Annotated in this window: 24 protein-coding genes; 11 read left to right on the top strand and 13 right to left on the bottom strand. The window is 72.2% G+C overall.

Translation table 11 applies throughout. The features are described 5' to 3' along the window. Nucleotides 1–37 precede the first annotated feature (37 nt). The 4 genes from GA0115233_RS00900 to GA0115233_RS00915 are packed head-to-tail and all read left to right on the top strand — an operon-like array spanning nucleotide 38 to nucleotide 3397. On the top strand, nucleotides 38–1009 hold the full coding sequence (locus tag GA0115233_RS00900; RefSeq protein ID WP_093718056.1) for an ABC transporter substrate-binding protein: 972 nt from the start codon (nucleotides 38–40) through the stop codon (nucleotides 1007–1009). Next, entirely contained in the window at nucleotides 1006–1779 is a 774-nt protein-coding gene (locus GA0115233_RS00905; protein ID WP_093718057.1) for an ABC transporter permease, read from the top strand. The genes GA0115233_RS00900 and GA0115233_RS00905 overlap by 4 nt, the downstream gene beginning before the upstream one ends. Then, entirely contained in the window at nucleotides 1776–2555 is a 780-nt protein-coding gene (locus GA0115233_RS00910; RefSeq protein WP_093718058.1) for an ABC transporter permease, read from the top strand. Before GA0115233_RS00905 ends, GA0115233_RS00910 begins: the two co-directional genes overlap by 4 nt. 20 nt (nucleotides 2556–2575) lie before the next feature. After that, a complete protein-coding gene (locus tag GA0115233_RS00915) occupies nucleotides 2576–3397 on the top strand; it encodes an ABC transporter ATP-binding protein (RefSeq protein ID WP_176711591.1) in 822 nt (273 codons plus the stop codon). Nucleotides 3398–3460: 63 nt separating this feature from the next. Here GA0115233_RS00915 and GA0115233_RS00920 read toward each other — a convergent pair whose 3' ends face one another. From GA0115233_RS00920 to GA0115233_RS00955, 8 genes are all read right to left on the bottom strand, one after another. Continuing rightward, nucleotides 3461–4456 carry a LacI family DNA-binding transcriptional regulator gene (locus tag GA0115233_RS00920; RefSeq protein ID WP_093718059.1) on the bottom strand — a complete coding sequence of 332 codons (996 nt, stop codon included), beginning with the start codon at nucleotides 4454–4456 and terminating at the stop codon, nucleotides 3461–3463. 105 nt (nucleotides 4457–4561) lie between these two features. Beyond that, on the bottom strand, nucleotides 4562–5239 hold the full coding sequence (locus tag GA0115233_RS00925; RefSeq protein WP_093718060.1) for a GntR family transcriptional regulator: 678 nt from the start codon (nucleotides 5237–5239) through the stop codon (nucleotides 4562–4564). Nucleotides 5240–5369: 130 nt separating this feature from the next. Next, entirely contained in the window at nucleotides 5370–6371 is a 1002-nt protein-coding gene (locus GA0115233_RS00930; protein WP_093718061.1) for a proline racemase family protein, read from the bottom strand. 6 nt (nucleotides 6372–6377) lie between these two features. Continuing rightward, entirely contained in the window at nucleotides 6378–7277 is a 900-nt protein-coding gene (locus GA0115233_RS00935; protein WP_093718062.1) for a dihydrodipicolinate synthase family protein, read from the bottom strand. Nucleotides 7278–7330: 53 nt separating this feature from the next. After that, nucleotides 7331–8737 carry an NAD(P)/FAD-dependent oxidoreductase gene (locus tag GA0115233_RS00940; protein WP_093718063.1) on the bottom strand — a complete coding sequence of 469 codons (1407 nt, stop codon included), beginning with the start codon at nucleotides 8735–8737 and terminating at the stop codon, nucleotides 7331–7333. Next, a complete protein-coding gene (locus GA0115233_RS00945; protein ID WP_093718064.1) occupies nucleotides 8730–9032 on the bottom strand; it encodes a (2Fe-2S)-binding protein in 303 nt (100 codons plus the stop codon). The genes GA0115233_RS00940 and GA0115233_RS00945 overlap by 8 nt, the downstream gene beginning before the upstream one ends. After that, nucleotides 9029–10186 carry an NAD(P)/FAD-dependent oxidoreductase gene (locus GA0115233_RS00950; protein WP_093718065.1) on the bottom strand — a complete coding sequence of 386 codons (1158 nt, stop codon included), beginning with the start codon at nucleotides 10184–10186 and terminating at the stop codon, nucleotides 9029–9031. The genes GA0115233_RS00945 and GA0115233_RS00950 overlap by 4 nt, the downstream gene beginning before the upstream one ends. Before the next feature lie 119 nt (nucleotides 10187–10305). Continuing rightward, on the bottom strand, nucleotides 10306–10977 hold the full coding sequence (locus GA0115233_RS00955; RefSeq protein ID WP_093718066.1) for an MmyB family transcriptional regulator: 672 nt from the start codon (nucleotides 10975–10977) through the stop codon (nucleotides 10306–10308). Between the two features lie 224 nt (nucleotides 10978–11201). Between GA0115233_RS00955 and GA0115233_RS00960 the strand changes: the two genes are divergently transcribed. The 3 genes from GA0115233_RS00960 to GA0115233_RS00970 all read left to right on the top strand — a co-directional run bounded on the left by GA0115233_RS00960 (nucleotide 11202) and on the right by GA0115233_RS00970 (nucleotide 12786). Next, nucleotides 11202–11852 (top strand): helix-turn-helix domain-containing protein, encoded by a 651-nt coding sequence (locus GA0115233_RS00960; protein ID WP_093718067.1) that lies wholly within the window; start codon nucleotides 11202–11204, stop codon nucleotides 11850–11852. Nucleotides 11853–11884: 32 nt separating this feature from the next. After that, nucleotides 11885–12415, top strand: coding sequence for a toxin-antitoxin system, toxin component (locus GA0115233_RS00965; protein WP_093718068.1), 531 nt, complete (start codon nucleotides 11885–11887; stop codon nucleotides 12413–12415). Nucleotides 12416–12549: 134 nt separating this feature from the next. After that, on the top strand, nucleotides 12550–12786 hold the full coding sequence (locus GA0115233_RS00970; protein ID WP_093718069.1) for a hypothetical protein: 237 nt from the start codon (nucleotides 12550–12552) through the stop codon (nucleotides 12784–12786). A 12-nt stretch (nucleotides 12787–12798) separates the two neighbouring features. On the opposite strand, the gene GA0115233_RS00975 is transcribed toward GA0115233_RS00970, so the two are convergent. Then, the gene (locus GA0115233_RS00975; protein WP_093718070.1) at nucleotides 12799–13461 is read right to left on the bottom strand and encodes a 4'-phosphopantetheinyl transferase family protein; all 663 of its coding nucleotides are present in this window, start codon (nucleotides 13459–13461) and stop codon (nucleotides 12799–12801) included. Next, on the bottom strand, nucleotides 13458–14318 hold the full coding sequence (locus GA0115233_RS00980) for a metallophosphoesterase family protein (protein WP_093718071.1): 861 nt from the start codon (nucleotides 14316–14318) through the stop codon (nucleotides 13458–13460). Before GA0115233_RS00980 ends, GA0115233_RS00975 begins: the two co-directional genes overlap by 4 nt. 301 nt (nucleotides 14319–14619) lie before the next feature. Here GA0115233_RS00980 and GA0115233_RS00985 point away from each other — a divergent pair, with 301 nt between their 5' ends. Further along, on the top strand, nucleotides 14620–15750 hold the full coding sequence (locus tag GA0115233_RS00985; RefSeq protein WP_093718072.1) for an ATP-grasp domain-containing protein: 1131 nt from the start codon (nucleotides 14620–14622) through the stop codon (nucleotides 15748–15750). 127 nt (nucleotides 15751–15877) lie between these two features. Further along, on the top strand, nucleotides 15878–17557 hold the full coding sequence (locus tag GA0115233_RS00990; protein WP_093718073.1) for a carbohydrate binding domain-containing protein: 1680 nt from the start codon (nucleotides 15878–15880) through the stop codon (nucleotides 17555–17557). Between the two features lie 47 nt (nucleotides 17558–17604). Here GA0115233_RS00990 and GA0115233_RS00995 read toward each other — a convergent pair whose 3' ends face one another. The 3 genes from GA0115233_RS00995 to GA0115233_RS01005 are packed head-to-tail and all read right to left on the bottom strand — an operon-like array spanning nucleotide 17605 to nucleotide 23291. Then, nucleotides 17605–18855, bottom strand: a complete 1251-nt coding sequence (locus GA0115233_RS00995) for an alpha-L-fucosidase (protein WP_093718074.1) — start codon at nucleotides 18853–18855, stop codon at nucleotides 17605–17607. Between the two features lie 2 nt (nucleotides 18856–18857). Further along, on the bottom strand, nucleotides 18858–21899 hold the full coding sequence (locus GA0115233_RS01000) for an alpha-mannosidase (RefSeq protein ID WP_093718075.1): 3042 nt from the start codon (nucleotides 21897–21899) through the stop codon (nucleotides 18858–18860). Nucleotides 21900–21950: 51 nt separating this feature from the next. Further along, nucleotides 21951–23291: a 6-phospho-beta-glucosidase gene (locus GA0115233_RS01005; protein ID WP_093718076.1), complete on the bottom strand. Its 1341-nt coding sequence runs from the start codon at nucleotides 23289–23291 to the stop codon at nucleotides 21951–21953. 198 nt (nucleotides 23292–23489) lie between these two features. Between GA0115233_RS01005 and GA0115233_RS01010 the strand changes: the two genes are divergently transcribed. Both GA0115233_RS01010 and GA0115233_RS01015 read left to right on the top strand, forming a co-directional pair. Further along, nucleotides 23490–24338: a hypothetical protein gene (locus tag GA0115233_RS01010; RefSeq protein ID WP_093718077.1), complete on the top strand. Its 849-nt coding sequence runs from the start codon at nucleotides 23490–23492 to the stop codon at nucleotides 24336–24338. A gap of 9 nt (nucleotides 24339–24347) precedes the next feature. Beyond that, nucleotides 24348–25109, top strand: coding sequence for an IclR family transcriptional regulator (locus tag GA0115233_RS01015; RefSeq protein ID WP_093718078.1), 762 nt, complete (start codon nucleotides 24348–24350; stop codon nucleotides 25107–25109). The last annotated feature ends 132 nt before the right edge of the window (nucleotides 25110–25241 follow it).

A 25241-nucleotide genomic window follows, 5' to 3' on the forward strand; every position in this document is an offset into this window, starting at 1 on the left:
AGCCTGTCGGAACACCGTTGTCTCCACAGGAGGAGTCATGCGTCGTCTGCTCGCCGGTCTCGCGGCAGGCAGTTTCCTGTTAGCCCTCACCGCCTGCGGCTCGTCCGACGACGGTGACACGTCGGACGAAGCGGGCTCGTCCGGCGACGTCACGACGGTCACCGTGGGGCTCATCCCCATCGTCGACGTCGCGCCCCTCTACCTCGGCCAGGAGAAGGGCTTCTACGAAAAGCACGGCCTGAAACTGAAGTTGACGAGTGCTCAGGGAGGCGCCGCGATCGTGCCGGCCGTGGTCAGCGGGCAGTACGAGTTCGGCTTCAGCAATATGACCTCGCTGATGATCGCCCAGTCCAACAAGGTCCCGGTGCGGGCCATCGCCAACGGCATCGCGTCGACCGGCGAGGACGGCAAGGACTTCGGGGCGCTCACGGTGAAGGGCGACAGCCCTCTGAAGTCACCGAGCGAGCTGGAGGGCAAGAATGTCGCCGTCAACACGCTGAAGAACATCAACGAGACGGCGGTCCGCGAGTCGGTGCGCAAGGCGGGCGGCGACCCGGACAAGGTGGAGTTCGTCGAGCTGGCCTTCGACCAGATGCCAGCGGCCCTGGACGAGGGCCAGATCGACGCGGCGATGGTCGTGGAACCGGCGCTCGCCACCATCAAGAGCCAGGGCGGCCGGGAGATCGCCTCCTCCCTCGTCGATGTGGCTCCCGACCTGACGGTCGCCATGTACTTCACCTCCATGCAGTACGCGGAGAGCGAGCCGGAGGTGGTGGAGAAGTTCCAGAAGGCCACCGCGGAGTCCCTCGCCTACGCCGACGCCCACCCGGACGAGGTCCGCGAGATCGTCACGACCTACACCAAGATCCCGCCGGACGTGCTCAAGCAGGTGACGCTGCCGAAGTGGCCGGCCGAGGCGAACCGCCCCTCCATCGAGAAGCTGGCGGAACTCGGCGAGCGGGACGGCCTGTTCAAGTCTGCGCCGGACCTGGACGAACTGCTGTCGTGAAAGGGCTGAACACCCTGCTCGGCACGGCCGGGCTCGCGGCCTTCCTCGCCCTGGGCGAGGCGGTGCCGCGGCTCGGCCTGGTCAAGGAGGAGTACTTCCCGCCGACCGGCGAGATCGCCGACGCCCTCGCCACCGAACTGGCCGACTCCGCCTTCTGGTCGGCCCTCGGTGACACTCTCACCGGCTGGGCGCTGGGCCTCGCCCTCGCCTCCTGCGCGGGAATCGTGGCGGGCGTGGTGATCTCGGTGGTGCCGTACCTGCGCGAGGCCACCGCCTCCACCATCGAGTTCCTGCGCCCGATCCCCTCGGTCGCCCTCATCCCGCTCGCGGTCCTCCTGTACGGCACCGAACTGCGCTCGGTGCTCCTGCTCGTCGTCTACGCCTCCTTCTGGCAGGTGCTGATCCAGGTGCTGTACGGCGTCCAGGACGTGGACCCGGTCGCCGACGAGACGGCGCGGTCGTACGGTCTGGGCACCTGGGCGCGGGTCCGTCATGTGCTCTGGCCGACCGCCCTGCCGTATGTGATGACCGGGGTACGGCTGGCCGCCGCGGTGGCGCTGATCCTCGCCATCACCGCCGAACTCGTCATCGGGGCACCGGGGTTGGGCTCGCGGATCGCGGTGGCGCAGACCTCGCAGGCGGTGCCGGAGATGTACGCGCTGATCGTGGTCACCGGGCTGCTGGGGCTGCTGATCAACGTGGGCGCCCGCACGGTGGAGCGGCGGGCGCTGGGCTGGCACCAGTCGGTGCGCGGGGAGGTGGCGGTGTGAGGACCCTGCTGCTGCGGACCGTGTTCGTGCTCGCGCTGCCCGCGGTGCTGGTGGCCGTGTGGTGGGTGGCGTCCGAGGACAGCACGGACGTGTACTGGCCGCCGCTGTCGACGATCCTTGAGACCTTCCCGGACGTGTGGACCGCCGACCGGCTCACCGGCGACGTCGTGCCCAGCGTGCTGCGCCTGAGCGGCGGTTACGCGCTGGCGGCCGTGGTGGGTGTGGGGCTCGGCACGGTGATCGGCTCCTACCGGCGGGTGCGGGCGGTGTGCGAGCCGGTGCTGGAGTTCCTGCGCGCGGTGCCGCCGCCGGTCCTGGTGCCGGTCATCATGCTGTTCGCGGGCATCGGCGACACCATGAAGGTCACCGTGATCGCGAGCGGCTGTGTCTGGCCGATCCTGCTGAACACCGTGGAGGGCGTACGCGCCGTCGACCCGGTGATGGCGGAGACGGCCCGCAGTTACGGCCTCACGGGCGCGGCGCGGCTGCGGCACGTGGTGCTGCGCTCGGCGAGTCCGCAGATCTTCGCGGGGCTCCGCCAGGCGCTGTCCATCGGCATCATCCTGATGGTCATCAGCGAGATGTTCGCGGCCAGCAACGGGCTGGGCTTCACCATCGTGCAGTTCCAGCGCAGTTTCGCGATCCCCGACATGTGGACCGGGATCCTGGTCCTCGGCCTGCTGGGCTTCCTGCTGTCGGTCGTCTTCCAACTCGTCGAACGGCGGGTGCTGGGCTGGTACCACGGCCTGCGCGCCGCCACGCGTCGTTCTCCGTGAGCCTGAGGAAAGGGCAACCCATGCTCGACGTGCGCGGATTGAGGAAGGTCTACGAGGGGTCCGGGCGCCGCGTGGAGGCGGTGCGGGATCTCACCTTCACCGTGGACGCGGGCGAACTGGTCTGTCTCGTCGGCCCGTCCGGCTGCGGCAAGACGACGCTGCTGAAGTGCATGGGCGGACTGCTCGCCCCGACCGGCGGCGAGGTCCTGCTGGAGGGGCGGCGGGTGACGGGTCCGCCGCCCGGCATGGCGTTCGTGTTCCAGGAGTACGGCCGCAGTCTCTTCCCGTGGATGCGGGTCGGTGAGAACGTCGAACTACCGCTGAAGCAGAAGAAGTTGAGCAAGGCGCGCCGCCGTGAACTGGTGCGGGACGCGCTGCACTCGGTGGGTCTGGCGGACGCGGTGGGGGCGTACCCCTGGCAGTTGTCCGGCGGGATGCAGCAGCGGGTGGCCATCGCCCGCGCTCTGGCCTACGAACCCCGGGTGCTGCTGATGGACGAGCCGTTCGCCGCGGTCGACGCCCAGACCCGCGCCGACCTGGAGGACCTGGTGCGGCGGCTGTGGCGGGAGCGGGGCATCACGATCCTGTTCGTCACGCACGACATCGACGAGGCCGTCTATCTCGGTGAGCGGGTCCTGGTGCTGTCGGCCTCCCCCACGGTCGTCCAGGAACAGCTGAAGGTCGATCTGCCGGATGCGCGCGACCAGTTGAACACGCGGGTGTCCGCGCGCTTCGCCGAACTGCGGACCCATGTGTACGAGCAGATCCAGGCGGCGAAGCGCGGGGGGCCGGTCACGAAGTCGGAGGCGGTCCCGAAGTCGGATGGGCGCCCGTCTCATTGAATTGGCGGGTTCGCAAGATGTCATGCAAGTTTTGAAATTCTGCGACAACCCAGTGGGGCCCGCTCAGCTACGAGGCGCCTGGGCGGTCGACCCCCGGACCACCAGTTCCGGCTCGAAGAGCAGCTCTTCAGGAGTCACGGAGGCGCCCGCGATCTGCGCGTTCAGCAGGTCCACCGCGGCCCGGCCCATCGCCTCGATGGGCTGGCGGACGGTGGTCAGCGGGGGCTCGGTGCAGTTCATGAACGCGGAGTCGTCGTAGCCGACCACGGACACCTGGGCGGGGACTTCGAGCCCCTTGCGGCGCGCGGCCCGGACGGCGCCGAGGGCGAGGGGGTCGCTGGCGCAGATGATGCCGGTGACGCCCCGGTCGATCAGCCGGGCGGCGGCCGCGTGACCGCCCTCGATGGAGAACATCGCGCGCGCGACGTGCTCGTCCGGCAGGTCGCCGAGACCTCGCGCGGCGGCCAGCTTGCGGGCCGACGGCACATGGTCGTCCGGCCCCAGCACCAGCCCGATCCGCTCGTGCCCGAGCGAGGCCAGGTGCCGCCACGCCTGCTCCACCGCGACCGCGTCGTCGCAGGAGACGGCGGGGAAACCGAGGTCCTCGATGGCGGCGTTGACCAGCACGACCGGGATGTTGCGGTCGGCGAGCTGCCGGTAGTGGTCGTGCGGGGCGTCGGCCTGGGCGTACAGACCGCCGGCGAACACCACACCGGAGACCTGCTGCTGGAGCAGCAGCTCCACGTAGTCCGCCTCGGAGACGCCGCCCTTGGTCTGGGTGCACAGCACCGGGGTCAGCCCGAGCTGGGCGAGCGCGCCGCCGATCACCTCGGCGAAGGCCGGGAAGATCGGGTTCTGCAGCTCGGGCAGGACCAGGCCGACCAGCCGGGCGCGCTCGCCGCGCAGTTGCGTGGGGCGCTCGTAGCCGAGCACATCCAGGGCGGACAGCACCGTCTGCCGGGTCGCCTCGGAGACGCCGGGCTTGCCGTTGAGCACCCGGCTGACCGTGGCCTCGCTGACCCCTACCTTCTTCGCCACCTCGGCCAGTCGTCGCGTCATGGGCGCAAGGTTAGCGCAAGAAACGCAAACGGCTTGCGTCGAGTTGCGAACTCGTTCGTCACCGGGTCGGGGCGCCCGGCCCCGGCGCCCGGTCGTGCGGTCCTGCTACTTCGCGGCCCACAGTCCCCGGACATGGCCGAGGTGGCGGGTCATCACCTCGCACACGCCGTGCTCGTCGCGGGCGAGGAGGGCGTCGAGGAGTTCCAGGTGCTCCTCGGCGGAGGCGAGCAGCCGGCCCGCCTCCACCAGGGCGGTGAGGCCGTACAGACGGGACCGGCCGCGCAGGTCGCCGACCACCTCGACGAGGTGGGCGTTGCCCGCGAGGGCGAGCAGGCCGAGGTGGAAGCGGGTGTCCGCCTCGACGTACGCGATGAGGTCACCGGCCGCCGCGGCCTGCACGATCTCCCGGGCGGCCGGACGCAGCGCCTCCAGCGAGACCGGGTCGGCGGTCCGGGCCAGGTCCACCACCGTGGGGATCTCGATCAGCGCCCGGATGTGCTTGTACTCGTCGAGCTGTTTCTCGGAGACCGCCGTGACCCGGAAGCCCTTGTTGGGCACGGTGTCGACCAGGCCCTCCTTGGCCAGGTCGAGCATGGCCTCGCGGACCGGGGTCGCCGAGACGCCGAAGCGGGCGGCCAGGGTCGGCGCCGAGTAGACCTCGCCCGGGCGCAGTTCACCGGCGATCAGCGCGGCCCGCAGCGCGTCGGCGACCCGCTCGCGGTAGCTGCGCTTCTTACCGCCCAGCGAGGGGAGGGAGGGGGCGCCTGCGGGCCGGTCGGGCATGGGGAGGTCTCCTCGGTCGTACGGTGCGGGGTTTCGCGGTGGCCAGTGCGATGTCACGCGCCCAGTGCAATGTCATGCGCCCAGTGCAATGTCACGCGTCACCGGCCATTATCCGGGGCCGCGGCGGGCCCTAGAGGACGAACCCTGCCGGGAACGGGTCGCTCGGGTCGAGCAGGTACTGGGCGGTCCCGGTGATCCAGGCCCGGCCGGTGAAGCTCGGCAGGACGGCGGGGTGCCCGGCGACCTCGGCGGTGCCGAGCAGCCGCCCGATGAACCGGGTGCCGATCAAGGACTCGTTGACGAACTCGGTGTGCAGCGGAAGTTCGCCGCGCGCGTGCAGCTGGGCCATGCGGGCGCTGGTGCCGGTGCCGCACGGCGAGCGGTCGAACCAGCCGGGGTGGATGACCATCGCGTGCCGCGAGTGCCGCGCGGTGGAGCCGGGCGCGTACAGGTGGACGTGGTGGCAGCCGCGAATGGAGGGGTCCTCCGGGTGCACGGGCTCCTCCTCGGCGTTGATCGCCTCCATGAGGGACAGTCCGGCCTTGAGGATGTCGTCCTTGCGGGTGCGGTCGAAGGGGAGCCCGAACGCGTCCAGCGGAAGGATCGCGTAGAAGTTGCCGCCATAGGCCAGGTCGTATGTCACCGTGCGCCCGTCCGGCAGTGTGATCTCGCGGTCGAGGCCGACGGTGAAGGACGGCACGTTCCGCAGCGTCACCGCCCTGGCCGCGCCGTCCTCCACCGCCACCTCGGCCACCACGAGGCCCGCCGGGGTGTCGAGCCGGATGGTGGTGACCGGCTCGACGACCTCGACCATGCCGGTCTCCACCAGCACGGTCGCGACCCCGATCGTGCCGTGGCCGCACATCGGCAGATAGCCGGAGACCTCGATGTAGATCACGCCCCAGTCGCAGTCGGGGCGGGTCGGCGGCTGGAGGACGGCGCCGCTCATCGCGGCGTGGCCGCGCGGCTCGTTCATCAGGAGCTGTTTGATGTCGTCGCGGTGCTCGCGGAAGTACAGGCGCCGCTCGTTCATGGTGGCGCCGGGCACGGTGCCGATGCCGCCGGTGACGACGCGGGTGGGCATGCCCTCGGTGTGCGAGTCGACGGCGTGCAGGACGAGTCTGCTGCGCATGGTCCCCTACGCCAATCCGGCCGCGACGGCCTTCTCCGTGGCCGCGCGGACGGCGGCCTCCTGCTCGGGCAGCAGCGGGACGCGCGGCGGGCGCACGGGTCCGCCGTGGCGTCCGACGATGTCCATGGACAACTTGATGGCCTGGACGAACTCCACCCGCGAGTCCCAGCGCAGCAGCGGGTGCAATTGCGCGTACAGCTCCTTGGCGGTGTCCAGGTCCCCGGCGACGGCCGCGCGGTACAGCCGTACCGAGGCCCGCGGCAGCGCGTTCGGGTAACCGGCGACCCAGCCCTTGGCCCCGGCCAGCGCCAGTTCCAGCAGGACGTCGTCGGCGCCGATCAACAGGTCGAGTTCCGGGGCGAGTTCGGCGATGCGGTAGGCGCGGCGGACGTCGCCGGAGAACTCCTTGACCGCCTTGATCCATCCCTCGGCGTGCAGCTCGGCGAGCAGCTCCGGGACCAGGTCGACCTTGGTGTCGATGGGGTTGTTGTACGCCACGACCGGGACGCCCGCCTTGGCGACCTCGGCATAGTGCGCGCGCACCGAACGCGCGTCGGCGCGGTAGGCGTTGGGCGGCAGCAGCATCACGGAGGCGCAGCCCGCGTCGCGTGCCTGCTCGGCCCAGCGGCGGGCCTCGGCGGAGCCGTACGCGGCCACGCCGGGCATCACCCGGGCGCCGCCGATCGCGGACACCGCGGTCTCGACGACCTTGGCCCGCTCCTCGGGGGTGAGGACCTGGTACTCGCCGAGCGAGCCGTTCGGCACGACTCCGTCGCAGCCGTTCTCGACGAGCCAGGCGCAGTGGTCGGCGTACTTGGCGTAGTCCACGGAGAGGTCGTCGGTGAGCGGGAGGGCGGTGGCGACGAGGACGCCGCGCCAGGGGCGCTCGGGGTCGGTGGTGGTCATACCGGTAGTGGTCATCCGGGGCTCCTCAGGGCTCCTTGGTGAGGTGTGACATTTCACTGTTCGGCACAGGGGTCGGCCGGGTCGGTGTCCGCGAGCACCCCCAGCGGTACCGGCCGGGCGAACGGCCGCCGGGACGGTGCCGGAGCGCACCCGGCGAGCCCTTCGACCGCCGGTCCGCACACCCGCCCCTGGCACCAGCCCATCCCGGCACGGGTGAGGAGTTTGACGGTCCGCAGGTCCCGGGCGCCCAACTCCTCCACGGCCGCGCGGACCGCGCCGCCGGTGACCTCCTCGCACCGGCACACCACGGTGTCGTCGGTGACCAGCGCGGTCCAGTGCGCGGGCGGCGCGTACCCGGTGTCCAGTGCGGCGAAGAAGGCCCGCAGCCGGGTGCGGGTGCGGGCGGCCGGTGCCCAGGCGCGCGGGTCGGGTTCACGTCCGTGCAGCCGCGCGGCGGCGGAGCGGCCCGCGATGTGCCCCTCGGCGAGGGAGAGTACGGCGCCGCCGATCCCGGTGGCCTCCCCCGCCGCCCAGACGCCCGGCACATCGGTGCGCTGCTCCTCGTCCACGTGGACGGCGGTCGCGTCGATCCGGCAGCCGAGGGTCTCGGCGAGGTCGGTGTGCGGCAGCATGCCGTGGCCGACGGCCAGGGTGTCGCAGGGGACGCGGCGTTCGGTGCCGGGCCGGACCCGCCCGGCGCGGTCGAGCGCGGCCACGGTCACCGCCTCGACCCGGTCGGTGCCGTGCGCCTCGACGACGGTGTGCCGGGTGAGCGTCCGTACGCCGTGCCGCAGCAACCGGGCCGCGTACCCGGCGCCTTCGACGAGCTTGCCCGGTTCGGCGGCCAGGGCCCGGGAGCGCCGTAGGAAGGCCATCGGGTCGGCCGACTCGACCAGCGCCGCGACTCGCACGCCCGCGGCCGCGAGCCCGGTCGCGACCGGCAGCAGCAGCGGTCCGGTCCCGGCGACGACGGCGGTACGGCCGGGCAATGCGAGGAAGCCCTTGAGCATGGCCTGCGCACCGCCGGCGGTGACGACTCCGGGGAGGGTCCAGCCGGGGAAGGGCAGCACCTTCTCGTACCCGCCGGTGGCCAGCAGTACGGCGTCGGCGCGCACGGTGGAGGGCTCGCGCTGCTCGGGACCGAGGAGGGCGTGCACGGTGAAACCGCGCGACTCCCGCTCGACCAGCCAGACATGACGCTCCGTCAAGTGTGTGACCGTGCCTGCCGCGACGTGCTGCCGGAGCCCGTCGCGCAGCCGCTCCCAGGTGCGCCACTGGTGGTGCAGTGCGTCGGGCCGCCGGGCGCCGAGGGCTGCGGCGGGCTGACGGTAGAACTGGCCCCCGGCCTCCGCGGCCGCGTCAATCAGGCTGACCCGCACGCCGCGAGCCGCGGCCGCGAGGGTCGCGGCGAGTCCGGCCGGTCCCGCCCCGATCACCGCCAGATGCGGTCGTTCAGTCATCGTGCCCGGTCCCTTCCTGTGTACGGATGGCGTCGCCGGGCCGCAGCGGCACCAGACAAGCGCGCTGGTTGGGCCGGTCATTGACGGTCACCAGGCAGTCGAAGCACACCCCGATCCCGCAGAAGACCCCGCGCGGACACCCCTCGCCCCGGGTGCTCCGCCATGAGGTGACCCCGGCCGCCCAGAGCGCGGCCGCCACGGTCTGGCCGGGCAGCACCTCGATCTCCCGCCCGTCCAGCGTGGCCGTGAAGGGCGGTCCGGGCCGGGCGTCGGCCAGACGCAAGGGACGTGTCACGCGGCCTCCTCGGGGGCGGGAAAGCGGTCGGGGCGGAACGGGGTCAGGGGCAACTCGGGGGTGCCGCCCGTCAGTGCCTGGGTGATGAGGTGCCCCGTGGCGGGGGCCAGGCCGATGCCCGCGCCCTCGTGGCCGCAGGCGTGGTGCAGGCCCGGGACGCGGGGGTCGGGGCCGATGGCGGGCAGGTGGTCGGGGAGGTAGGGGCGGAAGCCGGCGTAGGTGCGCAGGGCGCGGACGTCGGACAGTGCGGGGAACAGTCGGGTCGCCCCGGCGGCCAGGGCCCGGACGACGGGCAGGGAGAAGGTGCGGTCGAACCCGACGCGTTCGCGGCTGGCGCCGATCAGTACCGGTCCGGCGGCGGTGCCCTCCACCACGGGTGAGGTCTGGAGCGCGGCGGAGTCGCTGGCCACGTCGGCCACGTAGTCGGCGGCGTACACCTTGTGGCGGATCAGGCGCGGGAGCGGTTCGGTGACGAGGACGAAACCGCGGCGCGGGAGGACGGGGAGGTGGACCCCGGCGAGGGCGGCCACGTCGCCGCCCCAGGTGCCGGTGGCGTTGACGACGGCGGGCGCGTGCAGGTCGCCGCGGTCGGTGCGGACACCGCGGACGGCGCCGTCTGGGGTGCGCAGGATGTCGGTCACGATGTGGCCGGTCAGCAGGCGGGCGCCCGAGGCACGGGCCAGGACGGCGGCGGCCAGCGCGGGCATCACCTGGGAGTCCTGCGGGTACAGCACGCCGCCGGGCAGGCCGGGGGCGAGGTGGGGTTCGAGTTCGTACAGCTCCTCCCCCGCGACCGTCTCGGCGGCGACTCCGGCCGCGCGCTGGGCGGAGGCGAGGCGTTCCAGGGCGGTGAGGCCGTCGGGGGTCGGGGCGACGACCACGCCGCCCTTGGCCTCGTACTCGACGGCGGGCCCGAACTCGTCGGCGAGCCGCGCCCACAGGCGCAGGGAGAGGAGGGCCAGGTCCAGTTCCGGACCGGGTTCCTTGTCGGAGACCAGGAGGTTGCCCTCCCCGGCGCCGGTGGTGCCGCCCGCCACCGGGCCCCGGTCGACGAGGACCACGTCGAGGCCCGCCCGGGTCGCGTACCAGGCGCAGGCCGCGCCCACCATTCCGGCTCCGACGACCACGACATCGCAGGTCAGACGCTTGCTCACGCCAGTACTATGTCACACAACACTCTCTGTGGGAATGACCCGCGCGGGGAGGAGGAGCGGTGCGGGGGAACGGGACGCTGACCAGGCGCCGTCGGCGACCTGAACGCCGACGGTGCCTGTCAGACCTCGGGGGCGGGCACCACGCTCAGGTGGGCCGCCGTGCGGCGCGGACGCCCCGCCCGGCGGGAGGAAGGCGCGGGGCGACGCGCGTCACGCAGCACGAAAGTGATCCGCGTGCAGCCCATCTCCTTCAGGAAGTCGGGCGTCTCGTCGACGATCCGGCAGTCGGTGGCACCCCAGCGCGGGTCCGGGTGCAGCAGCGGCCGTACGGCGCCGTCCGCCGCGACCGCCCGCTCGCCGACGGTGCGGATCCAGTGCGGCAGCCCGTGCCGGTAGGCGGCCTCCATGATCGGGTCCTGGGCGATGTCCCGGCGGATCGCCTGGAGCCCGGCGTCGTGACCGTGACGCTCCACGGCGGCCGCGAAGTTCGCGAGCATCGGCAGGCACCAGCCCGCCTCGTGGTCCCCCAGGACGGTGGCGGCGTCGGGGTGAAACAGCACGAACCGGAGGAAGTTGTCACCGGGCATGGCCGTGGGGTGCGGGCCCACCTCGCGGAAAAGTGACGCGAAAGCGCTGTTCGCCAGGACGACGTCCCAGCGGTGGTCGAGCACCACGGAGGGGAACGAGACGGCTTCCAGGAGCAGGGCGTAGTCCTGGAGGTAGGCATCGGCCTCGGGATTCTCGGGGACGGGCCGCGGTGCCGATCGCTGCCCTCCTGCCTGATATGCCATCGGGAGGTCACCCCTCTTGCCTGTGCGGCCTTGACGCGGCGCCCCGATCCTGCGGCCCCGACGCGATCCGTGTCAACTATCGTGGCATTTCATGCCCGTTGACGGCTGAAATTGGCCACAGTTGTGGCGAGACCTGGATGCAAGTTCGAACGACCCGCTAATCTCCGGGAAGTTCACGGCGACCGATGGTGAGAAGTCGGTAGAGAGACGTAGGAGTTCTGTCGGTGACGGGTGGCTTCGAGGGTCCGGGCGCCACGGGGACGGCGGCACTGCCCGCCGTCGTCGGTCGGGTGGCCGCGCTCGCCGACCGACTGGGCGTAGCCCACTCCGAGGTCTTCGACACCGGCCGGCTGTCCGTCGCCTCCGGTGTCCCCGAGCCCGTGGTCAAGGCGCTGCTCAGCGGCCGCCCCGCGGGCGAACCCGATGTCCAGGCCCGGTTCCTCCAGCGGCTGGACCTGCTGCGCCGTACCCGGCTGAAGCCCAACGGCCGCAAGTACACCCAGCAGGAGATCGCCGACGGCGCGGGCATGTCGCGGCAGCAGGCGGGCGCGCTCATCAACGGCGACCGACGGCCCACGATGGAGCACTGCGACGCCATCCAGCGCTTCTTCCGGGTGCACGCGGGTTTCCTCACCGCCGAGGACCCCGAGGCGCTCGCGGGTGCCCTCCAGCGCACCGAACAGGAACTCCTCCAGCAGCTCGCCGAGCGGGAGGCGGCCGTCGCCGCCGAGGACCCGCTGGAGCGGCTGCTGCAGGACCACGGCGTGCGCGGGATCGCCTGGCGGGCCGCGCAACTGCCCACCGACCAGCATCGCGACAAGGTCGCCGAATGGCTGGACATGCTCCTGGAGAGCGTCAAGCGGCCCGAGTCGTGACCCGGGGGAGAACTGTGGGCATCCGTAGGGACATGCACCGCCTGTGCGGCGAACTCGTCGGCGAGCTGGAACTTCCCGTTCCGGCGCATCCGCAGGACCTGTACGGCGCGTTGTGCTCGGCCATGGCCAGGCGCCGGGGCCGCCCGGTGCGGTACCGCATGGCCGCCTTCCCGCCCGACACGGCCAGCGGGCTGTGGCTGGACATGGCGGACCAGGACCTCGTGGTGATCGAGGAACGCACCGCGCCGGACCACCAGTTGGTGATCCTCGGCCACGAGCTGTGGCACATGCAGGCCGGGCACAGCGGCCACCACGTGGACGGCGCGGCGGTGGCGGCCCGCCTGCTGCGGGACGACGCCCAGCTGGAGGCGACGGTACGGCAGGTGGCGGCGCGCAGCCGCTTCGACCTGAGCGACGAGCAGGAGGCGGAGAGCTTCGGCCTGCTCCTGGCCAGCAAGTGCCGCGCCTGGCTCGCCGGTTCCTCGGTGCGCGGCCCGGTCCAGCGCGACCACCTGGCGGGCCGTATCGAGGCCACCCTCGGGTACCGCAGAGCGCAGGGCTGAGCGGGCGCCGAGGGCTGCGCTGAGTGGGCGAACCGGCGGGTGGTCGGACCCGATTGTCAGTGGTGGGCGGCAAGCTGGTGGTGCGCCCCGTTTTGCGGGGCGGCGACGACGCCGACTTTGGGGAGAGCCGACCGATGCCCACCGCCGTACTGACCGACCGCGAGCGCATCGCCGTGCAGGCGTATCTACGGCTGCTGCACACCGTTCGGGCCGCCTTCGACGCCGCCGGAGGCCCGCCCGGCGCCCAGCGACCACCCGTGGTGCCGCCCGGCGTCCTGGCCGAGGCGGAGCGCGCCCTGGCGGCCGCCGGACTCACGGGCAACGAGGAGGAGTTCTTCCGGCTGCTCCAGAGCTGGTGTCCGGAGCCCTGACGGTCCGCCGGATCAGGCGTGCGGCACCGTGACCGCCGTGGCCACCAGTCCGCGGCCCGCCGTCCAGCGGCCCTCGAAGACGTCCAGGCGGCGGCCGCGGACCAGGGGGCCGGGGACGAGGAGCGTGGCGGTGAAGGTGCCGCCGGGGCGCAGGTCGATGTCGGCCTCGGTGAAATCCAGCCACTTGCCGGTGAGCGGGAACCACGCCTTGTAGACGGACTCCTTGGCGCTGAACAGCAGCCGGTCCCAGCGGATCTCCGGGCGCTCCCCGGCGAGCCGGTCGATCCGCTGGGCCTCGCCGGGCAGGGACACGGCGGGCAGCACCCCGTCCGGGAGCCGTTCGTCGGGTTCGGCGTCGATCCCGAGGGAGGCCAGGTCCTCGGCGCGGACCAGGGCGGCGGCGCAGTAGCCGTCGCAGTGGGTCATGCTGCCGGTCAGGCCGTCCGGCCAGCGCGGGGCGCCCCGTTCGCCTGGCAGCAGCGGCTGCGGGGGGACGCCGAGCTTTTCCATGGCCCGGCGGGCGCAGGAGCGTACGGCGGCGAACTCGCGGCGGCGCTTGTCCACCGCCTGCGCGACGACGGCCGCCTCCTCGGGGTACAGGTCGGCGGGCGAGGCGTCCTCCTCGCCGTACGCCGCCACGGTCACCACCGAGTCCGGCAGCAGTTCCTCGATCACGGGGCCCCTACCTCCCTGGGCAGTATGCGGCGCAGCCGTCCCGGCGGCTCCGGGCGCTTGCGCCACTCGCGCGGGTAGCCCACCGACACCTCCTCGAACCGCACGCCGTCGTGGAAGGTGGTCCGGGGGATGTGCAGATGGCCGTAGACCATGGTCTCCACCCGGAACCTGCGGTGCCAGTCCGCGGTCAGCTCGGTGCCGCACCACATGGCGAACTCCGGGTGCCAGAGGATCTCCATGGGGTGCCGGTCCAGCGGGTAGTGGTTGACGAGCACCGTCGGCAGGTCCCCGGGGAGTTCGGCCAGGCGCCGCTCGGTGGCGGCGACCCGGGCCCGGCACCAGTCCTCTCGGGTGGGGTAGGGGTCGGGGTGCAGCAGGTACTCGTCGTTGCAGACGATGCCGGTGCCGTGCGCGTACTCCAGTCCCTGTTCCTTGGTCACGCAGCCCTTGGGCAGGAAGGAGTAGTCGTAGAGCAGGAAGAGCGGGGCGACCGCGACGGGGCCGCCGGGACCGTCCCAGACGGGATAGGGGTCCTCCGGGGTGAGCACGCCCAGGTCGCGGCAGAGGGCGATCAGGTACTCGTAGCGGGCGACGCCGCGCAGCGTGACGGCGTCCCTCGGGTGGGTCCATAACTCGTGGTTGCCCGGGGCCCAGATGACCTTGGCGAACCGTCCCGCAAGCGTTTGCAGGGCCCATCGGATGTCGGCCACGGTCTCCGCGACGTCGCCGGCGACCACCAGCCAGTCGTCGTCGGTCTCGGGGCGCATCTTCTCGACCAGGGCGCGGTTCTCTTCGTAGCCGATGTGCAGGTCACTGATGGCCAGCAGCTGTCCGGCACCGCCGACCGTCGACGCCACCTTTCGTCCCCCTCCGTAGGTGGAAAGCACCACGAGAACACATTTGCGGTTCCGGGACAAGGCGGGTTCGCGCCCATGGCGGCGTTGCGGGGCGGGTGACGTCGGGGTCTCCCGACCGGGCCGGCCGTGATCGGGAAATCCGTAACACGCATGTTGCACGCGGGGCCTCGCGCAAGCCGTATGATCGCCCCAACACCACCGCTGGAACTTCCCTTCGTACGGGGCGGTTTGGTGTCCCTCCATACTCCCTGGCCGGGCACGGCCCGCTTCGCCGTGCCCCGAAACCCGAAAGGCGGCCTGCATGGTCTCTCGCGTACGCGTCTGGCTCAACCGCACGTACGCGGAGAACGTGTTCTTCATGGATCAGCTCCGCCGAAATCCCAGTGATCGCGCGGTGGAGATCCATGCGACGCACGGTGACGCCGACTCCCCCGTGCTGGCCGCCGCCGACACCGCCGACCTGGAGCCGGAGGGCCTGTCCCCCGCCGCGTACGTGGAGTACGCGCTCGACCAGTGTGTGCGGCGCGGTATCGATGTCTTCGTGCCGCGGCTGCACCAGGCCGCGGTGGTGGCGCACCGCGCCGAGTTCGAGGCGGTCGGCACCGCGCTGCTGGCGCCGCCGCCGGAGGCCGTCGCGGTCTTCCAGGACAAGGTGATCGCGTACGAGGCCGTGCAGGCGATCGGTGTGCCGGTGCCGCCGTGGTGGCGGGTGCGCGGTGCCGAGGAACTGGTGGCGGCGGTCGAGGAGCTGGAGGCGGCCGGGCACCGGGCCTGCTTCAAGCCCGCGTCCGGCGCGGGCGGGGTGGGCTTCCGCGTGATCACCCGCGCCCCCTTCTCGCTGGTGCACCTGGAGGGCTTCCCGAGCCCGTACGTCCCGCTCGACCTGGTCGTGGACGCGCTCGCGCGGGCCGAGGAGGAGGTCGACTGGCTGGTCATGCCGCGGCTTGAGCAGCCGGAGGTGTCGGTGGACTGCCTCACCGGCCCCGACAACCGGATCCGGATGGCGGTGGGCCGCACCAAGAACGGCCGCCGCCGCGGGTTCACGCTGCACGAGCAGTGGCTGGAGCCGGCCCGGGCGCTCACCGAGGGCTTCGGGCTGCACTACCTGTCGAACATCCAGTTCCGGATGTTCGGGGACCGTCCGGTGCTGATGGACGTCAACACGCGTCCGGCGGGCGGGCTGCACCAGCTGTCGCTGTGCGGTATCAACGCCCCTTGGGCCGCTGTGCAGTTGGCGCTCGGCGAGGACCCGGGCGAGATCGTCCCGCCGTTCCTGGGGCAGGACTACACGGTCGTTTCCGGCCCCCGTCCGCTGCGGGGCGTGTCCCTGCCGCAGCAGCGTCCCGCGGAGCCGCAGCAGGCGCTGCCCGCCGTTCCGGCGCCGGTGGGCGCCGTCGAGGCGACGCGGGAGGGCCAGGCCCTGCCGCTGTAGGGGTACCGCGGTACGGACCAATTCCCGCCGAACTCCTTGACAGTTCAGTTGGTCCATACCAATTTGGGTTGCGCACTCTCGTTCTGCACCACCTCCCGAACCACCCCCATATCTTCAGGGAGTTCGCGTGCGCACCTCACTGTTCAGACGTCCCGGACGTCGTCTCCTCGCACTGCTGGGCTCGGCGGCCCTCGCGCTCACCGGAGCGGTCGCCCTGCCCGGCACGGCCCACGCGGCCAACATCCTGTCCAACCCGGGCTTCGAGTCCGGCTCCCTCTCCCCCTGGACCTGCACCGGAAACCTCGGCTCGGTCGTCTCCTCGCCCGTGCACGGCGGCTCGCGGGCCCTGCAGGGCGCGGTGAGTTCGAGCGACATCGCCAGGTGCAGCCAGACGGTACGGGTCCAGCCGGGCACCGCGTACACGCTCAGCGGCTGGGTGCGCGGCAGCTATGTCTACCTCGGCGTCGAGGGCGGCGCCTCCACCTGGACCACCTCGCCGTCGGCGTACAGCAGGCTCACCGTCTCCTTCACTACCGGCCCCTCTCAGACCTCGGCCACCGTCTACACCCACGGCTGGTACGCGCAGGGCACCTACTACGCCGACGATGTGAGCCTGGACGGGCCGGGCGGCGGCTCGGACACCCAGGCGCCGACCGCGCCGGGCAACCTGCGCTCCACCGGAAAGAGCTCCACCAGCGTCTCGCTGGCCTGGAACGCCTCCTCCGACAACGTGGGCGTCACCTCCTACGACGTCTACCGCGGCTCCACCCTGGCGACCAGCGTGTCCGGGACGAGCGCCACGGTCGGCGGACTGTCGCCGAGCACCGCCTACACCTTCACCGTGCGGGCGCGCGACGCCGCCGGGAACACCTCGCCGGCCTCCAACGCGGTCAGCGTGACCACCGACCAGGGCGGCGGCGGAGGCGGCTTCAAGCAGGCCGCGCCCTATCTGTACCTCGGCTGGGGCGACCCGCCGAACGCGGCCTCGGTGATGAGCCAGACCGGTATCAAGTGGTACACGATGGCCTTCATCCTCTCCTCCGGCGGCTGCAACCCGGCCTGGGACGGCAACCGTCCGCTGACCGGCGGCAACGACCAGAGCGTCATCAACTCCATCCGCGCGGCGGGCGGTGACATCGTGCCCTCGATCGGCGGCTGGAGCGGCAACAAACTCGGGCCGAACTGCTCGTCGGCGGAGGCCCTCGCGGGCGCCTACCAGCGGGTGATCGACGCCTACAACCTCAAGGCGATCGACGTCGACATCGAGAACACCGACGAGTTCGAGAACGCGGTGGTGCAGGACCGCATCCTCAACGCCCTGAAGATCGTCAAGGCCAACAACCCGGGCCTGCGCACGGTCATCACCTTCGGTACCACGACCACGGGACCGAACTACTGGGGCAACCGGCTCATCGAGCAGGCCAGGGCGCTCAACGCCGACATCGACGTGTTCACGATCATGCCGTTCGACTTCGGCGGCGGCGCCGACATGTACGGCAACACCGTGAACGCGACGGAGGCCCTGAAGAACAAGCTCAAGTCCACCTTCGGCTGGGACGACGCGACCGCCTACGCGCACATCGGGATCTCCGGCATGAACGGGCTCAGCGACCAGCAGGAGCTGACCTCGCCGGGCACCTGGACGCAGATCCGCGACTGGGCGAACTCCCACCACATCGCGCGGCTCGCCTTCTGGTCGGTCAACCGTGACCGGCCGTGCCCCGGCGGCGGCGTGGTGAGCAACTGCTCCGGCATCAGCCAGAGCAACTGGCAGTTCACCTCCATCACGGCCGGGTTCACCGGCTGACGACCGCCTGACGGGCGTGGGGAGCACGGCTGGCATCCCCACGCCCGTCAGGCACGTCCGGCACCCCGGTACACCTCCAGCTCGCCGTCGAGTTCGACGGCGAGCACGGTGGCGTACGGGTCGAGGTCGGCCCCGTCCGGCGGGTCGATCCACAGCACGCCCGGCGTCTCGTGCAGCCCGCCGATCACCCGGTACGGCAGTTCCCGGCCGCTCCCCAGCACGGTGACCCGGCGCGCCCTGCTGACCAACCCGCGCACCCCGATCTCGGCGCGCGGGATGTCGAACAGGGTCAGATACAGGGTGCGCCGGTCCGCCGACAGGGTGCTCGGGCCGTAGTGATGCCCGGCGGGCAGCCCCCGCCCGGTGCCGTACACGGCGTCCGCGTGCCGGGCGATCCAGTCGCCGAGCCCCTCCAGCCGCTCGGCCTGCGGGGCGGGGATCGTGCCGTCCTCGCGCGGGCCGACGTCGAGGAGCAGGTTGCCGCCCCCGCCGATGGTCTCGGTGAGGTAGCGGACCAGTTGGGCGACCGACTTGTGGTTGTGGTCCTGGTGCTGGAAGCCCCAGGAGTCGTTGACCGTCAGGCACAGCTCCCAGGGACCGTCCGGCGGGATCACCGGGGCGCCCTGCTCGGGGGTGGCGTAGTCGCCCTCGCTCAGCATGCGCGCGTTGAGGACGACGTCCGGGACCTCGGAGCGGATCAGGGCGGCCAGTTCGGGGATGCGCCACTGTTCCTCGCTGCGCTCCCACTCCCCGTCGAACCACAGCAGGTCGGGCCGGTAGCGGGTGGTCAGCTCGCGGATCTGGCCGTCCCGGTAGGCCAGGTACCGCTCCCAGGCGGCCGGGTCCTCGTCCCCCTCGGCGGGCTGGGCGTAGGGGTTCTCCTCCTGGCCCGGCAGTCCACCCGGCCTGCGGACGGTGGCGTAGTCGGGGTGGCTCCAGTCGGAGTGCGAGTAGTACAGGCCGACCTTCAGGCCCTCCTCGCGCAGGGCGTCGGTGTAGCCGCGGATCAGGTCCCGGCCGACGTTCAGCTTGCCGTGGGCGGAGTCCCACAGGGCGACGCCGTCGTGGTGACGGCTGGTGAGCACGGCATACCGGGCTCCGGCGCGCGCGAAGAGCCGTGCCCATTCCCTCGGTTGGTACCGGGCGGCGGTGAAGCGGTCGAGCTGGGAGAGGTAGCGGTCGTAGGGGACGCGTCCGTCGTAGAAGGACCAGGACTCCGCGACGCCGTCAACCGCGTAGATCCCCCAGTGGACGAAGATCCCCAGCTTGGCGTCGGTGAACCAGGGCGGTATCGGCACGGTCAGCTCCTCGCCAGGCGGAGGGTCAGGATCTGGAACGGGCGCAGTTCGAGGGGGACGGCGCCGTCGGCGAGGGCCGCCTCGGACAAGGGGCGTTCCAGGAGGTCGGTGATGTGGGCCCGGGCGGTGCGGAAGCCGGGGCGCAGGGTGCCGCGGGCGCGACCGCCGCGGGACTCGTAGAGCCGTACGACCACGTCGCCGGAGCGGTCGTCGGCGAGCTTCACGGCCTCGACCGTGATCCCGTCGCCGTCGACCGCGACGACGGGGGCGGGCGGTGCGGCGGCGTCCGCCAGGCGCAGGGGCAGGTTGAGGGCGTAGCCCTCGGCGACCGCGTCCGCGATGTCGGCGCCGGGGAGCAGGGCGTAGGTGAAGCGGTGCCTGCCCTGGTCGGCCTCGGGGTCGGGGACGCGCGGGGCGCGGACCAGGCTGAGCCGGACCGTGGTGGTCGTACCGCCGTCCTCGCGGACCGTGCGGGAGACGTCGTGGCCGTAGGTGGAGTCGTTGATGACGGCGACGCCGTAGCCGGGTTCGCCCACGTGCACCCAGCGGTGGCCGGACACCTCGAAACGGGCCGCCTCCCAGGTGGTGTTGGTGTGCGTGGGCCGCTGGACGTGGCCGAACTGGATCTCGGCGGCGGAGTGCGGGGCGCGGATGTCGATCGGGAAGCCCGCCTTGAGGAACTTCTCCGCCTCGTGCCAGTCGAGGTCGGTCGCGAAGTCGATGCGGGGGCTGTCGGCGCGCAGGGTGACGGTCTGGGTGATCGTGGAGCCGTTGCCGAAGGTGCGCACGACGCGGATCGCGCCGATCAGCGGGTCCTGTTCGACGACCGTGATCCGCGTGGTCTCCAGCAGGTCGGTGTAGCGGTGCTGGTAGTGCTTGTCGACGTCCCAGGCGTCCCAGTAGTTGGGCAGGTCGGTGTGCAGGCGCAGCAAGTTGCCCTTGCCCGCGAGGACTTCGCGGCCCGCACGTCGGTCGAGGACGGAGGCGAGGGTGCCGTCGTCGGCGAGTTCGACGCGGACGAGGCCGTTGTCGAGGACGCGTTCCTCGACGGTCACGGGGTGCTGGGGCGCGACCGGGGTGAGGGGCGCGCTGCCGTTCGCCGGGACGCGTACGAGGGCCGCGCTTCCGTCCGGCCTGCGCACCACCTCGCGCCGCTCGCAGGGACTGGTGTTGAAGACACGGCCCTCCCCCGCGCCCAGCGCCGCCAGCGCCTCCGCCGTCAGGGCCTCCGACTCCTCGGCCACACGGGCGTATTCGGCCTCCGCCTCCCGGTGCACCCAGGCGATGGAGGACCCGGGCAGGATGTCGTGGAACTGGTGCAGCAGCACCGTCTTCCACAGCCGGTCCAGTCGCTCGTACGGGTAGGCGTACCCGGGTGCGTGCAGGGCCGCCGTGGTCGCCCACAACTCGGCCTCGCGCAGGGCGTGTTCGCTGCGCCGGTTGCCCTGCTTGGTGCGGGCCTGGGTGGTGTAGGTGGCGCGGTGCAGTTCGAGGTAGAGCTCGCCGACCCAGACGGGGGCGTCCGGGTACTCCTCGCGGGCCTTGGCGAAGAACTCGTCCGGGTGCTCCACCACGACCTTCGGGGAGCCCTCCAAGTCGGCGAGCCTGCGCGCCCGTTCCATGATCTCGCGGGTGGGGCCGCCTCCGCCGTCGCCCCAGCCGAAGGGGGCGAGCGAGCGGGTGGCGCCGCCCTTCTCGGCGTAGTTGCGGACCGCGCGGGACATCTCCTCGCCGCTGAAGCGGGCGTTGTAGGTGTCGATGGGCGGGAAGTGGGTGAAGATGCGGGTGCCGTCGATGCCCTCCCACCAGAAGGTGTGGTGGGGGAACCTGTTGGTCTGGTTCCAGGAGATCTTCTGGGTGAGGAACCACTCGTTGCCCGCGAGCTTGGCGAGCTGCGGGTAGGCCGCGTTGTAGCCGAAGGAGTCCGGCAGCCACACGCCCTTGGTCTCGATGCCGAAGTGCTCGATGAAGAACCGCTTGCCGTGCACGAACTGCCGGGCCACGGCCTCCCCGCCGGGCAGGTTGCCGTCGGCCTCCACCCACATGCCGCCGACCGGCACCCACTGCCCCTTGCGCACCGCCTCCTCGATACGCGCCCACACCTTCGGATAGTGGTCGCGCACCCACGCGTACTGCTGGGCCTGGGAGCAGGCGAAGACGAAGTCGTCGTACTCCTCGGCGAGCGCGGTGACATTGGAGAAGGTCCGGGCCGTCTTGCGCTTGGTCTCCCGAATCGGCCACAGCCACGCGGAGTCGATGTGGGCGTGGCCCACGCCGGAGATCACATGGGCGCTGGCGTGCGCGGGCCGGGACAGGGACGGTTTGAGGGCCTCGCGCACGGCGGGCGCCGAGCCGGGGATGTCGTCCAGGTCGAGGAGGTCCATGGCCCGGTCGAGGGCGTGCGCGATCTCGTGGCGGCGCGGGTCGTGCTCGCCCAGCTCCCGCATCAACTCGCTCAGCACCTGGACGTCCAGGTCGAGGTGGAAGACCTCCTCGTCGAGGACGGCGAGGTCGGCGCGGCGGAAGGTGTAGAGGGGGCGGTCGCCCGCGGTCAGGACGTCGCCGAGGGGGGTGGGACGGGCGAAGCCGTCGGCCAGGATGTCGGGGTTGGAGGCCGCCTCGACGAGGTAGTCGATCCGCTCGCCGCCGGTCGCCGCCCGCGCCACGGGGACGTACTGGTTGAGCGGGTTGACGGCCTTCAGCGGGGTGCCGTCGGGGAGGTGGACGAGGGCCTCGGCCTGGTTGCCGGGCCAGTCGCCGGTGAAGCCGAGGTCGATGACCGTCTCGACGCGCCTGCCCGCCCAGGCGGCGGGCACCTCGCCGCGCACCCGGAACCAGGTGGTGCCCCACGGCGGCCCCCACGGGGTGTCCATCGCGAACGGGGTGTACGGGGCGGCGGCGGCCTCCTCGAACGGCACCGGTTCGCCCGGTGCCTGCCACGCCTCCACCGTCAGCGGCACGGTGGCCGCGTACAGCGCGGGGCGGATGCGCTGGTGGTGCAGGCGCTCGACACGCTGCTCGATCCTCCGGCGTTCGTCGTGCATGGGGTCTCCAATGGGGCGGGCGGAAAGCCGACGGTAAGCCGGGGAAAGCGCTTACACAAGGTACGCCAGGCCCGGATGTACCGCGGTGTACCCCTCCACCAGCCTGCGCGCGACGTTCACCGAGTCGACCAGCGGATGCAGCGCGAACGCCTTCAGCGCCGTCGCCCGGGACCCGGACTCGGCGGCCGCCAGCACCTCCCGCTCGACCGCCTTCACCGAGCACACGAGCCCGGTGGCGTGGCCGGGGAGCGGGTCGACGGCGACCGGGTGGGCGCCGTTGGCGTCGACCAGGCAGGGCACCTCGATGACGGCGTCGGTGTCGAGCGCGGAGAGGGTGTGCCGGTTGCGGACGTTGAGGATCAGGGTGGTGCGCTCGTCGCGGGCGATGGCCCGCATCAGGGCGAGCGCGACCTTCTCGTAGCCGCCGGAGAGGTCGTCGGCGTCGCGCTCGCCGGCGCCCGCGGTCTCCCGGTTCTCGGACATGTAGGTGGCCTCGCGCTCGGCCCGGGTGCGCTCCCAGGCGGCCAGCGCCTGGGCCTGCGGGTCGGTCATCCCGTCGTAGAACCCGGCCTGCTGGTCGCGCAGGAAGGCCCCGCGGGTCCGCTCGGCACGCTGGTAGGCGAGGACGGTCTCGCGGTTGAAGTAGTAGTAGTGCAAGTACTCGTTGGGGACGGCGCCGAGTTCGCGCAGCCAGTCGGCGCCGAAGAGCTTGCCCTCCTCGAAGGAGGAGAGCAGGGCCGGGTCGGCGAGCAGCCGCGGCAGTTCGTCCCGGCCGCCGACGCGCAGGCCGCGGACCCAGCCGAGGTGGTTGAGGCCGACGTAGTCGATCCACGCCTCGGCCGGGTTCTTCACGCCGAGGACGCGCGCGATACGGCGGCCCAGGCCGACCGGTGAGTCGCAGATGCCGATGACCCGGTCGCCGAGGTGGCGGGACATGGCCTCGGTGACCAGGCCCGCGGGGTTGGTGAAGTTGATGACCCACGCGTCCGGGGCGAGCCGGGCCACCCGGCGGGCGATGTCCACGGCCACCGGCACGGTCCGCAGCCCGTAGGCGATGCCCCCGGCGCCGACCGTCTCCTGGCCGATGACGCCCTCGGCGAGCGCCACCCGCTCGTCGTTCGCCCTGCCCTCCAGACCGCCGACGCGGATCGCCGAGAAGACGAAGTCGGCGCCGCGCAACGCCTCGTCGAGGTCGGTGGTGGCGGTGACCGCGGGCGCGCCGGCGACCGGCGCCGCCTGCTCCGCCAGCACCCGGGTGATCGCGGAGAGCCGCCCGGCGTCCAGGTCGTGCAGCACCACCTCGGTCACCCCGCCCTCGCCCCGGTCGGCCAGCAGCGCCCCGTACACGAGCGGCACCCTGAATCCGCCGCCGCCCAGAATCGTCAGCCTCACGCCCGCACCTTTCCTCGCCCGATCACCGGTCACAGAGCCAGGGGCATCCTGTCCCTCCCTCGGGAGGGGGATTCCGGCCCGGTCGAATTGTCCATCGCGGGGACGGCATCGGACCCGAACCGCCGCTTCCCGGGCGGTGACCCGGGCCCCGATCCATGGTTCGATTCCCCCTGTCCTCGTCGATGGGAAGGGAGCCTGATGAAACGTCAACTCACCTGTGCGGCGGCCTTGTTCGGTGCGCTGGCGCTCGGTGCGAGCACGGCCACGGCGGCCGGTGACCCGCAGTGGGCCGAGGCCGGTACGGCGTACACCGACAGCCTGGGCGGCGGACAGGGGCTGGCGAGCCGGGCCGACGGCTCACTGCTGTACCGGGGACTGCTCGACATACCGCTCTCGCTGCGGATCAAGGGCTGGAACCACGTCGGCGACCCCGACATCGCCGAGGGCCATGTCTTCGACGCCTACCAGGGCCCGGACAACGCGACCTCGAAGATGTTCGCGGTGACCACCCCGTCCGGCAAGCGCTACGAGTACGTGCACCAGCTCAACCCGGGCGAGAAGCTGAACAACTCCTTCGCCGCCGTCTCCCCGGACGGGCAGTGGATGGTGGCGGGCGAATGGGGCGAGCAGCACCGCCTCCAGGTCTTCCCGACGCCGGTGCTCAACAAGTCCACGCCACCGACCGGCGGTGACCTGAAGGAAGCCTGGCAGATCACCCTGGACAAGCCGGTGCGGGACATCCAGGGCTGCGACTTCGTCACCGACACCCGCCTGGTCTGCGCCTCCAACGACGCGACCGGCTCCAACTTCCCGGAGATCCGCCCGCTCCTCCAGGTCGACCTCCCCCGCAAGCTGGACGGCCAGCCCGTCACCGGCACGGTGAAGTCCCTGTTCGCCCTGCCGCAGCGCAGCTGGTGCTCGGGCACCTTCGAGACGGAGGGCGTGGACTACGACGCCAGGAGCGGCACCCTGCGCGCCCAGGTGATCCAGCCGGGGGTGTGCGCGGTGTCGACGACCGTGTACTCCTACCGGCAGGCCACCGGCTGACGCCACGTCATGACCCCGCGTTCCGCGCCCGACCGGCTGCTGGCCGTGCTCGCCGCCTTCGACCACGAGCATCCGGCGCTGCGTCTGACGGACATCAGCCGGCGGGCCGGGCTGAGTCTGAGCACCGCGCACCGGCTGGTGCGGGTGCTCAGCGCGTGGGGCGCGCTGGAGCGGGACCCGGAGGGCCGGTACCACGTGGGGCTCCGACTGTGGGAGCTGGCGGCACTCGCGCCGCGCGGGCTCGGCCTGCGCCAGGTGGCGCTGCCGTACCTGGAGGACCTGTACGAGGCGACCCACGAGAACGTGCAGCTCGCGGTGCGCGACGGCGACGAGGTCGTCTACATCGAGTGGCTCTCGGGCCGCTCCGCCGTCGGCGTCCACATCCGGGTGGGCGCCCGCTGGCCCCTGCACGCCACCGGGGTGGGCCTGGCCCTGCTGGCCCACGACGACCCGGCCCGGCAGGAGGAGTACTGCGCGGGTCCGCTGCCCGCCTTCACCCCCTACACCCTCACCGATCCCGCCCGGCTGCGCCGCGCACTGGCCGAGGTGCGGCGCACGGGTGTCGCGGTGAGCAGCCGCCAGGTCACCGACGACGCCCTGTCGGTGGCCGCCCCGGTGCGCGGCGCCGACGGCACGGTCGTCGCCGCCGTGTCGGTGGTGGTGCCCGAGGCGGGCGCCCAGGTCCCGGTGCTGGCCCCGGCGGTACGGCTCGCGGCGCGGGGGATCTCGCGGGCCCTGGGGTGGCTGCCGGACGAGGGAGCCACTGGATAGGCCGGTCCGCGCTCTCCTCCGCGGGCGGACCCGAGGGACTTCACGGCCACCTCCTTCCCAGCGGCCCGATATCCCTCTCACCGGTGAGGACGGTGCCGCGTCCGACTCCGATACTGGACGGGCCTCCTCCCC

Origin of the sequence: Streptomyces sp. DI166, assembly GCF_900091315.1 — a bacterium.
GTDB lineage: Bacteria > Actinomycetota > Actinomycetes > Streptomycetales > Streptomycetaceae > Streptomyces > Streptomyces fuscus.

Excerpts from the sequence above, each read along its gene's own strand:
- GA0115233_RS00900 (WP_093718056.1), top strand. The coding sequence starts at position 38 with ATGCGTCGTCTGCTCGCCGGTCTCGCGGCAGGCAGTTTCCTGTTAGCC.
- GA0115233_RS00915 (WP_176711591.1), top strand. The coding sequence starts at position 2,576 with ATGCTCGACGTGCGCGGATTGAGGAAGGTCTACGAGGGGTCCGGGCGC.
- GA0115233_RS00920 (WP_093718059.1), bottom strand. The coding sequence starts at position 4,456 with ATGACGCGACGACTGGCCGAGGTGGCGAAGAAGGTAGGGGTCAGCGAG.
- GA0115233_RS00925 (WP_093718060.1), bottom strand. The coding sequence starts at position 5,239 with ATGCCCGACCGGCCCGCAGGCGCCCCCTCCCTCCCCTCGCTGGGCGGT.
- GA0115233_RS00930 (WP_093718061.1), bottom strand. The coding sequence starts at position 6,371 with ATGCGCAGCAGACTCGTCCTGCACGCCGTCGACTCGCACACCGAGGGC.
- GA0115233_RS00935 (WP_093718062.1), bottom strand. The coding sequence starts at position 7,277 with ATGACCACCACCGACCCCGAGCGCCCCTGGCGCGGCGTCCTCGTCGCC.
- GA0115233_RS00940 (WP_093718063.1), bottom strand. The coding sequence starts at position 8,737 with ATGACTGAACGACCGCATCTGGCGGTGATCGGGGCGGGACCGGCCGGA.
- GA0115233_RS00955 (WP_093718066.1), bottom strand. The coding sequence starts at position 10,977 with ATGGCATATCAGGCAGGAGGGCAGCGATCGGCACCGCGGCCCGTCCCC.
- GA0115233_RS00965 (WP_093718068.1), top strand. The coding sequence starts at position 11,885 with ATGCACCGCCTGTGCGGCGAACTCGTCGGCGAGCTGGAACTTCCCGTT.
- GA0115233_RS00970 (WP_093718069.1), top strand. The coding sequence starts at position 12,550 with ATGCCCACCGCCGTACTGACCGACCGCGAGCGCATCGCCGTGCAGGCG.
- GA0115233_RS00985 (WP_093718072.1), top strand. The coding sequence starts at position 14,620 with ATGGTCTCTCGCGTACGCGTCTGGCTCAACCGCACGTACGCGGAGAAC.
- GA0115233_RS01000 (WP_093718075.1), bottom strand. The coding sequence starts at position 21,899 with ATGCACGACGAACGCCGGAGGATCGAGCAGCGTGTCGAGCGCCTGCAC.
- GA0115233_RS01010 (WP_093718077.1), top strand. The coding sequence starts at position 23,490 with ATGAAACGTCAACTCACCTGTGCGGCGGCCTTGTTCGGTGCGCTGGCG.
- GA0115233_RS01015 (WP_093718078.1), top strand. The coding sequence starts at position 24,348 with ATGACCCCGCGTTCCGCGCCCGACCGGCTGCTGGCCGTGCTCGCCGCC.